Here is a 10780-nt window from a genome sequence, read left to right as displayed (position 1 = left end):
CAGCGTTCGTCCTGAGCCAGGATCAAACTCTCCATAATAGTTAAGTTTAAATCTTGTATTGCTCAAAAAACTAATAATTGACGTTTTACTTCATGTTTTGTTTAGTTTTCAAAGTTCACTTTGTCGCTTCAGAAGCGACTTAAACATCATAACATTTTCTTTCAAATGTTGTCAACGTTTTTTTATATTTATTTATTTGTCATCGACATCGTTTTAATGTGACAACGTTTAATAATATAACACCAAAAAACTATAAACACAATACCTAAATTTAAATTCTTTTAATTCAGAATCCATATTTTATTAAACATATAAAATACATTTTAAATTAGCTTTTTAAGATTAGCCTGATAACAATGTTTAATAGACAATCACAATTAAAAAAGCTGACTAAACAAATGTTTAGTCAGCCATGTTCTATATTATTTATGTCTCATAAGTGGGAATAATAGTACGTCACGAATTGAAGGTGAATTAGTTAATAGCATCACTAGTCTGTCGATACCAATACCTAATCCTCCAGTTGGTGGCATACCATGTTCTAATGCTTCGATATAATCGTCATCCATCATATGCGCTTCATCATTTCCAAGCTCACGTTCTTTCAATTGTGCTTCAAAGCGTTGTTTTTGATCAATTGGATCATTTAACTCTGTAAAAGCATTCGCATGCTCACGAGCCACGATAAATAATTCAAAACGATCCGTAAAACGAGGATCATCTGCATTCTTTTTCGCTAATGGTGAAATTTCAACCGGATGACCATAAATAAATGTAGGTTGAATTAATGTTTCTTCTACTTTTTGTTCAAAGAATTCATTAATGATATGTCCAACAGACATATTGTTATTAATCTCTACTTTATGCTCTTTAGCAAATTCTCTTGCTTGTTCTACTGACATTTCAGGCCAGAAATCTACTCCGCATGCTTCTTTAATTGCATCAACCATATGAAGTCTTGTCCATTTTGGCTCTAGGTTTACTGTATACTCACCATAAGGAATTGTTGTTGTACCTAAAACTTCTTTAGCGATATGAGCGATTAAGTTCTCAGTCAGTTCCATGATGTCTTGATAATCTGCATAAGCTTCATATAATTCAATCATCGTAAACTCTGGGTTATGACGTGTTGAAATACCTTCGTTACGGAATACTCGACCGATTTCATAAACTTTTTCTAGTCCACCTACGATTAATCGTTTTAAGTGTAACTCAATAGCGATACGCATATATAATTCCATATCAAGAGCGTTATGGTGTGTGATAAACGGTCTAGCTGAAGCTCCACCTGCGATTGCATGCAACATAGGCGTTTCAACTTCTAAATAACCTTGGCTATCAAGATAACGTCTCATTGATTGAATGATTTTACTACGAGAAATAAACGTTTGACGACTTTCCATGTTCATTAAATCTAAGTAACGTTGGCGATAACGTTGTTCCACATCTTGTAAACCATGGAATTTATCTGGAAGTGGTAATAATGCTTTCGATAGGAAAGTATATTCCTTTACCTTAATAGATAATTCTCCAACATTTGTTTTAAACACTTCACCTTTAACACCTACAATGTCACCTAAGTCAGTAATGTCAAAGATTTCGTAGCTCTCTTCACCCACAGCATCTTTACGAACATAGATTTGAACTTGTCCATTTAAATCTTGTACGTGAGCAAATCCAGCTTTCCCTTTACCACGTTTCGTCATTACACGGCCTGCGAATGAAACAATAATTGCTTTTTCTTCTAATTCTTCTTTAGAAAATTGATCAAACTGTGCTAAAAGTTCACTTGAAGAGTGTGAACGGATAAATTTTTTACCGAAAGGATCGATTCCTTTTTCTTCAAGAGTTTTCAATTTTTCCCTACGAATCAGGGCTTGGTCATTTAATTCTTCGTGACTCATCTTCTCATCTCCACGTTTTTATTCAATAAGTATATAAATACAATATGATTTTAATAGAAAAACTGCCAGGTATCTATCTGGCAGTTTTGTTTACTATATCATATTATATTTTGTCAAGGGAAACCTGTCAAACTTACAAAGCTCCAATAGCATCCATTTTTGCTTCTACTTCATTAACATACGCCGTTAATAGATTAACCATCTCTTCACGAGTATTCACTTCGTTGATTTGGTTACGAACTGTTGTAGTACCTTTCATGCCTTTTAAATACCATGCAGCATGTTTTCTCATTTCCAATAAAGCAACATGTTCATTTTTCAATTCAATTAATCGGTCCATATGCAATAGACATACATCAATCTTTTCACGTGGTGTTGGCTCTGGCATTAAAATACCTGATTCTAGATAATTAACCGTACGATAGATCATCCAAGGATTCCCTAGTGCCGCTCGACCAATCATAACGCCATCACAGCCAGTTTCATCTAACATACGCTTAGCATCTTGAGGTGTTTCTACGTCACCATTTCCTATTACTGGAATTGAAACCTGATTTTTAACTTCTTTAATCCAGCTCCAGTCAGATTTACCCTCATACATTTGATAGCGTGTACGACCATGAATTGTAACAGCCTTTCCGCCAGCTGCTTCAACAGCTTTTGCATTTTCCACTACATATATATGATCGTCATCCCAACCAAGTCGCATTTTAACAGTTACAGGTTTACTTACATTTTGAGATACTGCATAAACCATTTCATGAATTTTATTAGGATCTAATAACCATTTGGCACCCGCATCAACTTTTGTTATTTTTGGCACAGGGCAACCCATATTAATATCGATAATATCTGCATTAGTATTTTCATCTACGTACTTAGCAGCTTCTACTAATGAAGATTTTTCTCCACCAAATATTTGTAAACTTAATGGTTTTTCACGTTCATCCATATAAAGCATTTCTAATGTTCTTTTGTTATTGTTAAGAATCGCTTTATCACTTACCATTTCAGCACAAACTAATCCTGCTCCAAATTCTTTTACCGTTAATCGAAAAGCCGAGTTACACACCCCGGCCATAGGTGCTAGTACGACGGGATTTTTCATCTCGATGTCACCAATTTTCAGCACATCCCATCCCCCTTCCATTTCGCTTCAAAACCTAAAATCTATATTGAGAGTTCCTCTACACTTACTTTTAATTGTTTTGCACAGTCATGCAAAAACTGTTCTGACGGCATACGGTTTCCACGTTCTACTTCTCCTAGAACAGAAACGGATACGCCTAGATTTTTCGCAAAACCTTCTTGGGTATAGCCTTTTAACTTTCTAAAAGCCCTAATTCTTCTCCCCCATTTTTCTGCTTCCATAATCGTACCCCTTTGTCTTCTAACAATTTATTTTCAACCTTAAGCGATGGGTTAATTTCTTTTAAAGGTATTAATACAAAGCTTCTTTCAAACATTCTAGGGTGAGGTATTCTTAGGTGCTCAACTTCTATATTTTCTTGATTATAGAGTAAAATGTCAAGGTCTATTGTTCTTGGACCCCAACGTAATTCTCTTTTTCTACCAAGGTTATTTTCTATACTCTGCGTTACTTCAAGCAGTTGTAGTGGCGTTAAATCGGTAGAAATTTTAATGACTAAATTTAAAAATGGATCTTGATCTAAATAACCGACTGGGTCTGTTTCATAAATTGATGAAATCTGTTCAACACTTATATCTTCATGTTGTCTAATTTCTTGTATTGCTTTTGTAAGAAAACCTTCTCGGTCTCCTATATTTGTACCTAAACTTATGTATGATTGATTATTCATAACGACCCCTTGTTATTTCAACTGCTACGTAATCATAGTGACCTGGTATCGGCGGATCTGGTTTAATTACTTTCACTGTACACTGTTGAATTAAATCATAAGTATGTAATATTTGTGAAGCAACCTCTTCAGCTACTGCCTCAACTAAATCATACGATTTACCTTGAACGACTTCTTCACATGTCTTGTATAAATCTGCGTAACTTACTGAATACGCCAAATCATCGGTTTTTCCTGCTTTTTTTGTATCTAATTCGACAATTAAATCCACATTAAATCGTTGACCAAGTGTTTTCTCTTCTTTGTAAACACCGTGGTACCCATAAAATTTCATCCCTGTTACATAAATCTTATCCATTATTGATCTCCTATCTGTAACATTGCATCCATCATTTTAGCCATACGAGAAATCGGTAAGACATCATGTACTCGAACGATTTCACAACCCTTGGTTATACCAAGACAAACAGTCGCTCCCGTCCCTTCCATCCGCTCATCAACTTCAGTTCCAAGGACTTGTCCGATAAATCTTTTTCTCGAAGTACCAAGCAGGACTGGATAATCTAATGATTTAATTTGCTCTAATTGATTCATCACTTCTAAATTTTGTTTAGCTGTCTTTGCAAATCCGATACCCGGATCAAGAATAATCATCTCATCTTTTACACCAGCACTCTTTGCAATTTGAATACTTTCAACTAAATCGCATATCAAATCACTCATTAAACTATAATAATCTTCGTTTGTTCGGTTATGCATTAAACAAATGGGCACTTGGTAAGATGCCGCAACTTCTGCGATACGAGGATCTTTTTTTGCTCCCCAAACATCATTAATGATTGTTGCGCCAGCTTCAACTGCTTGTTTTGCTACCTCAGATTTGTATGTATCAATTGAAATTGGAACGTCTATTTCATTAGACAGAGCTTTTATAATTGGAATAACCCTTTTAATTTCTTCTTCCTCATCAACCTTTGCCGCTCCAGGTCTTGTAGATTCTCCACCTACATCTATAATTTTCGCTCCATCAGCAATTAGTTTCTTCGCATGTTTAATCGCCAGTTCTACCTCGTTATACTTGCCACCGTCGGAAAATGAGTCTGGAGTGGCATTTAAAATCCCCATAATAATTGTTTCATTTTGAATTGGTAATGAATAATTCCCGCAAAGCAAAGGTGTTTTTGCTCTTCTCATGATTATTCACTCCTTTCTATTTCATACCTGCTAAATAAATGTGTTGTGTAGCTACGATAATCTTTTTGAAGTTTATAAATAAGACTGTCTTCATGTAATGTATAGATATGTTGATCAATTGTCGTAATCGGAATCATTTCTTGAATAGAGTTCGTGATAAAAATCTCATCACTATCAATTAACTCTTCTTCTGAATAAAAACCTTCTTCATACGTAATGCCATTTATATTTGACCAATGAAGTACAAATTGTCTTGTAATCCCATTTAATATTCCAGTATCGATGTGAGGAGTATACATTTTACCCTTCTTAATAAAAAATATATTTGAAACGATCCCCTCAGAAATGTAACCTTCCTTCGTAAGAAAAATCCCTTCCAAACTAGGAGAGTTTCCAATTTCTTTTTTTCCAATAATATTATTTAGATAATGATGCGACTTTAATCTTTCTCTACCTTCAGGAGAATTTCTTGGCGTGCGTAGAATGACCCCTTCCTTTTCGGTAATATTTGAAAGGGGCATTGGTTTTACAAATATAATTGTATTTGGTTTTTGATACATACCTGTATATAGACCAATCTCTCCATCGCCTGCAGAAACATTTAAACGAATATACGCATCCTTTAAATTGTTCATCTCAACTAATTGTATTAAAATATCTTGTATTTCCTCGTTTGGCATGTTCCACTCAATATTTAATTCATTTAAAGAATGTCTTAATCGATTTAGATGATCAAATAATAGGAATGGGTGTCCATCATAGATTCTAAATGTCTCAAATACACCTATCCCATATAAAAAGCCATGATCAAATGGAGAGATTTTCACTTCAAAATCATTCAAGTATTCTCCATTGAAATAAATCTTCATATTTTACTCCTAGATGGTTTATATAACTCTAAAAAGTTTTTAAGCATCTCTTTTCCAAACTGAGACATAATTGATTCAGGATGAAATTGAACGCCTTCAATCGGCAATGTTTTATGTTTTAAGGCCATTATTTCTCCATCACTTGTCCAAGCTGTAACTTGTAATTGATCTGGGAAGCTATTTTCGTCAACAATTAAAGAGTGATATCTCGTCACATCAATAGGTGATGGTAAATCGCTAAATAACCCCAAACCTTCGTGTGTAATAGAAGACGTCTTTCCATGCATAAGTGTTTTTGCACGGATTACTTCACCACCGAAAACTTGAGCAATCGCCTGATGTCCTAAACACACACCTAAAATAGGCATTTTACCTGCGAAGTATTCTATGGCTTTTAAACTAATACCGGCTTCATTTGGTGTACATGGTCCGGGTGAAATCATCAAATAAGTAGGGGCCATTGCTTCTATTTCTTCTAAAGTGATTTCATCATTTCTTTTTACAACTAGTTCTTCACCTAGTTCACCTAAATATTGTACAAGGTTGTAAGTAAAAGAATCGTAGTTATCAATCATTAAAATCATGCTTGTATACCACCTAACTTAGCTTTTTGTTCACTTACCTGCTTAGCTGTCCATAATGCTTGAGCTTTCTTTAAGCTTTCCAAGTACTCGTGCTTAGGATTCGAATCAATTACGATACCTGCACCTGCTTGTACATACGCTTGTTGATCCTTCGTAATCATTGTACGGATTGTGATATTTAACTCCATATCACCTGTAAAACTGATCCATCCAACTGAACCTGTATAAATTCCTCGTTTAGTTGGCTCTAGCTCCTCAATTATCTCCATTGTACGAATTTTAGGCGCACCAGTAATTGTTCCCCCGGGAAATACTGCTTTTAGCAAATCGAATGAATCTTTGTCCTCTTTTAATTCTCCTCGCACATTTGACACCAAATGCATAACGTGTGAGTACTTCTCAATAACCAATAACTCATCAACTTCGACTGAACCATATTTACATACTCGTCCTAAATCATTTCGTTCTAAATCAACCAACATTATATGTTCAGCCTGTTCTTTTTCATTTGAACGTAGTTCTTCCATTAATTGAGCTTCTTCCTCAGGTGTGTTACCACGGGACCTTGTACCAGCAATTGGTCTTGTCCAAACTTCTTGATCTCTCTTTGCTACAAGTAGCTCTGGCGAACAACTTACAATTTGAAATTCATCAAATTCTAAAAATGACATATATGGAGAAGGATTGATTTCTCTTAATTGCTCGTAAATATGAATCGGGTCTGTTACCAATGTTTCTGATTGAAGAACCGATAAATTCACTTGAAATACATCACCAGCACCAATGTAATCCTTTACCTTTCCTACAGCCTCAGTAAAGGTTTCCTCAGACATATAAACTGTTTTTTGAAGTTGTTCAGGACTTTTCGTATCTATGTTTACTTTTTCCACTTCTTTTACAAAGAATGCTTCCAATGATTCTAGCTTTTCTAACGCAATTTCTTTATTTTCAATTTCATCAATTGCAATTAAATACAATAACTGGTCTTGATGGTCGAAAATGATAACCTCATGAAATACGAGTAAATATACATCAGGTATGTTATAAACATCTTCTGCAAGGTTTGGAATGTCTTCTATATAACGGTTGCAGTCATATGTGAAATACCCAACCGCTCCACCTTGAAATGGAGGTAAATCATCACGCTTGTTTACTGTGTATTTTGTTAAATACTTTTTCGCAAGATCAATCGGATTACCGTTCTCTTCTGTTTTTCCTAAATGATCTTCTATTGTTAATGTATTATATTTACCATAAATTTTTGCAACGGGATTTGATGCCATAATTGAATATCTTCCATCACGTCCACTTTCAAGTAGTACAGCATTCTTTTTGTCTTTAGCCATCTCTACAAAGTGATAGAAGAAAGATTTGTTAAAATTTAATACTTTTGAAAATATTTCATACTTCATATGAAATCCCCCTCTGTTTGCTTCCTTTTTTCATTTTACACAAAAATAAGGAACTATACATCAAAGCATTTCATTAGATAACAAAAAATCCCTCCGCCTTGAAGCAAAGGGATTGTTTAAATTTAAATTTTATTCGAATTGATATAAAGCTGTACTTAAGTAACGCTCACCATTACTTGGAATAATAGCTAGTACTTTCTTACCTTTTCCTAGCTTTTTAGCAACTTGTTGAGCTGCATAAATAGCTGCTCCAGAAGAAATACCAACTAAGATTCCTTCTTCTTTAGCTACTTTTCTTGCAGTTTCCATTGCTACATCATTTTTAATTTGAATAACTTCATCATAAATGTCAGTATTTAATATGTCAGGAATAAATCCAGCACCTATTCCCTGAATTTTATGTGGTCCTGGTTTACCACCTGATAAAACAGGTGAATCTTCTGGCTCAACCGCTACAATTTTAATACCTGGATAAGCTTCTTTTAATACTGATCCTGCTCCAGAAATTGTACCACCTGTACCAACACCTGAAACAAAAGCATCTAATTGCTCGCCCATTTGATCAACTATCTCAGGACCCGTTGTTAAACGATGTACTTCAGGATTAGATAAATTCTTGAATTGCTGTGGAATAAAGTATCCATTTTCTTTTGCAAGCTCATCTGCTTTACGAATTGCTCCACCCATACCTTCTGGACCTGGTGTTAATACTAATTCTGCTCCATAAGCACGTAGAAGATTGCGTCTTTCAATACTCATCGTTTCTGGCATTACTAATATTGTTTTATAACCTTTTGCTGCAGCAACCATCGCTAGTCCAATTCCCGTGTTTCCACTTGTTGGTTCGATAATTGTGTCGCCTTGTTTTAATAAGCCTTTTTTCTCTGAATCCTCAATCATTGCTAAAGCAATACGATCCTTTACACTACTACCTGGATTCATAAATTCCAGTTTTAAGTAAATTTCCGCACTGTCTTCATCTACTAATCTGTTTAGCTTCACTATTGGAGTTTGACCGATTAATTCATAAACCGAATTTGCAACCTTCATTTCCCTTCACTCCTAATCCCAAGTATATTGACCTGTTTAATATACATTATTATAAAAAGAAAAGAATCTGTCAAACAATTTATACTATTCATAAACTTGTATGTCTACATAACAAATTATGAATAGTATATCTGACAAATTCCTAAATTTTTTGCTTACATTTGGCTAATTAACTCTTTTAGTTGCTCTTCTGAAAAATGGTAAGCTTCATTACAGAAATGACATTTAACTTCTGCCTCACCATCTTCTTCTAAAATTAGCTGTAATTCCTGTTTACCTATACTAACTAATGCTCCTTCGATTCTTTCTCTAGAACATTGGCATTGGAATTTCACATCCATTGTTTCTAAGATTCGTACTTCTTCTTTCCCTAATACTTCATATAGAAGTTCTTCCGGAGTAAGTCCTTCTTCAATTAACTTAGAAACTGGTTTAATTGTTTTTAGGCGATTTTCAATTTTTGTAATACACTCGTCGTTTGCACCAGGCAGGATTTGAATAATAAATCCTCCACTAGCCAAAATCGTATGATCAGGGTTTACTAGTACACCTACACCTACAGATGAAGGAGTTTGCTCTGATACAGCAAAATAGTATGTGAAATCTTCTCCTAGCTCGCCAGATACAATTGGCACTTGACCAGTAAATGGTTCTTTCATACCGATATCTTTTACTACTGAAACTGTACCTATTGTACCAACTGCTTTTGCTACATCAATTTTTCCAAATTGATTCAGTTCAGTTTGCACATGCGGATTCGCAACATAGCCACGTACCTCGCCTTTTGCATTACTATCGACTAAAATATGTCCAAGTGGACCATTACCTTCAATCTTAAGTGTTAATTTTTCCTCACCTTTAAGCATAGCACCCATCATTGCTCCAGCTGTTAACGTACGACCTAAAGCAGCAGATGCATTTGACCATGTATCATGTCGTTCTTGCGCTTCCCTTACGATGTTTGTTGATCTAATACTATATGCACGTACCTCACCATTAAAAGCTAATGCTTTTACTAAATAATCCTTCATGATGAACTCCTTTTTATGAATTTCGTTTATAAATTAAATGTAGTCCTTTTAGCGTTAAATATGGATCCATCACATCAATAATATCCGACTCTTTAGATATTAGAGAAGCAAGACCACCAGTTGCTATTACTGTAGGTTCTACCTTTGCTTGTTCTTTCATTCGTTTCACAATACCTTCCACTTGCCCAACATAACCATAGAGAATTCCAACCTGCATCGCCTCAACTGTTGTTCGGCCAACAATATTAGAAGGTCTAGTTAGCTCAATTCGTGGTAACTTAGAAGCTTTTGTATAAAGTGCTTCTGTAGAAATATTAATTCCTGGAGCAATCGCTCCACCTATATAATTTTTGTTTTCATCAATATAACAATATGTAGTAGCTGTTCCAAAATCTACAATAATTAGAGGACTACCGTATTGCGCAATTCCAGCTACAGCATTTACAATACGATCCGCACCGACTTCTTTCGGATTATCATATTTAATGTTTAAGCCTGTCTTAATTCCAGGACCAACTATTAATGGTTTTTGTTTAAAATATTTCGTCGCCATTCTTTCTAACGAAAACATGATAGGTGGTACAACTGATGAGATAATCACCGCGTGGAACTCATCAAATTGTATACCAGCATATTGTAATAATGAACCAATCACCATGCCATATTCATCTTCTGTTTTATATCGATTTGTTTCAATTCTCCAATGATGTATTAATTCATCTTCTTGATAAACACCAAGAACAGTATTTGTATTTCCAACATCTATTACAAATAACATAATATCCACCGACTCTCCATTTCAGAAATAAAACCGATCATTTTTTATATTTTTCGTTTCAAACTTCATTTTTATCACTATAAAAAATATGATAACACAAGTTATTATTAGATTAAAAATAGTTGCTTTGAGAACAAA

General features: G+C 34.6%; 12 protein-coding genes. All 12 read right to left on the bottom strand.

Translation table 11 applies throughout. From position 1 onward, the window contains the following. Positions 1–422: 422 nt before the first annotated feature. The gene (gene lysS / locus ACX6U0_RS20775; protein WP_464961725.1) at positions 423–1904 is read right to left on the bottom strand and encodes a lysine--tRNA ligase; all 1482 of its coding nucleotides are present in this window, start codon (positions 1902–1904) and stop codon (positions 423–425) included. 133 nt (positions 1905–2037) lie between these two features. Beyond that, positions 2038–3036: a tRNA dihydrouridine synthase DusB gene (dusB, locus tag ACX6U0_RS20770; protein ID WP_464961724.1), complete on the bottom strand. Its 999-nt coding sequence runs from the start codon at positions 3034–3036 to the stop codon at positions 2038–2040. A gap of 38 nt (positions 3037–3074) precedes the next feature. Next, positions 3075–3275 (bottom strand): helix-turn-helix domain-containing protein, encoded by a 201-nt coding sequence (locus tag ACX6U0_RS20765; protein WP_088067061.1) that lies wholly within the window; start codon positions 3273–3275, stop codon positions 3075–3077. Then, a complete protein-coding gene (gene folK, locus ACX6U0_RS20760) occupies positions 3227–3724 on the bottom strand; it encodes a 2-amino-4-hydroxy-6-hydroxymethyldihydropteridine diphosphokinase (protein WP_464961723.1) in 498 nt (165 codons plus the stop codon). The genes ACX6U0_RS20765 and folK overlap by 49 nt, the downstream gene beginning before the upstream one ends. After that, positions 3717–4082: a dihydroneopterin aldolase gene (folB, locus tag ACX6U0_RS20755; protein WP_464961722.1), complete on the bottom strand. Its 366-nt coding sequence runs from the start codon at positions 4080–4082 to the stop codon at positions 3717–3719. The genes folK and folB overlap by 8 nt, the downstream gene beginning before the upstream one ends. Next, positions 4082–4918, bottom strand: a complete 837-nt coding sequence (gene folP / locus ACX6U0_RS20750; RefSeq protein WP_464961721.1) for a dihydropteroate synthase — start codon at positions 4916–4918, stop codon at positions 4082–4084. The genes folB and folP overlap by 1 nt, the downstream gene beginning before the upstream one ends. 2 nt (positions 4919–4920) lie before the next feature. Then, positions 4921–5787: an aminodeoxychorismate lyase gene (gene pabC / locus ACX6U0_RS20745; protein WP_464961720.1), complete on the bottom strand. Its 867-nt coding sequence runs from the start codon at positions 5785–5787 to the stop codon at positions 4921–4923. Then, positions 5784–6371: an aminodeoxychorismate/anthranilate synthase component II gene (pabA, locus tag ACX6U0_RS20740; RefSeq protein ID WP_464961719.1), complete on the bottom strand. Its 588-nt coding sequence runs from the start codon at positions 6369–6371 to the stop codon at positions 5784–5786. The genes pabC and pabA overlap by 4 nt, the downstream gene beginning before the upstream one ends. Then, on the bottom strand, positions 6368–7783 hold the full coding sequence (pabB, locus tag ACX6U0_RS20735) for an aminodeoxychorismate synthase, component I (RefSeq protein WP_464961718.1): 1416 nt from the start codon (positions 7781–7783) through the stop codon (positions 6368–6370). Before pabB ends, pabA begins: the two co-directional genes overlap by 4 nt. Before the next feature lie 129 nt (positions 7784–7912). Then, a complete protein-coding gene (gene cysK / locus ACX6U0_RS20730) occupies positions 7913–8833 on the bottom strand; it encodes a cysteine synthase A (protein ID WP_464961717.1) in 921 nt (306 codons plus the stop codon). A gap of 155 nt (positions 8834–8988) precedes the next feature. Continuing rightward, positions 8989–9864 carry an Hsp33 family molecular chaperone HslO gene (gene hslO / locus ACX6U0_RS20725; protein WP_464961716.1) on the bottom strand — a complete coding sequence of 292 codons (876 nt, stop codon included), beginning with the start codon at positions 9862–9864 and terminating at the stop codon, positions 8989–8991. A 13-nt stretch (positions 9865–9877) separates the two neighbouring features. Then, the gene (locus tag ACX6U0_RS20720; protein ID WP_464961728.1) at positions 9878–10642 is read right to left on the bottom strand and encodes a type III pantothenate kinase; all 765 of its coding nucleotides are present in this window, start codon (positions 10640–10642) and stop codon (positions 9878–9880) included. Between the last annotated feature and the right edge of the window lie 138 nt (positions 10643–10780).

This window comes from Gottfriedia sp. ABJ_BB2_2, from assembly GCF_055484705.1.
The sequence above is the reverse complement of the archived record's forward strand: the minus strand, read 5'-3'. Positions and strand labels throughout refer to the sequence as shown.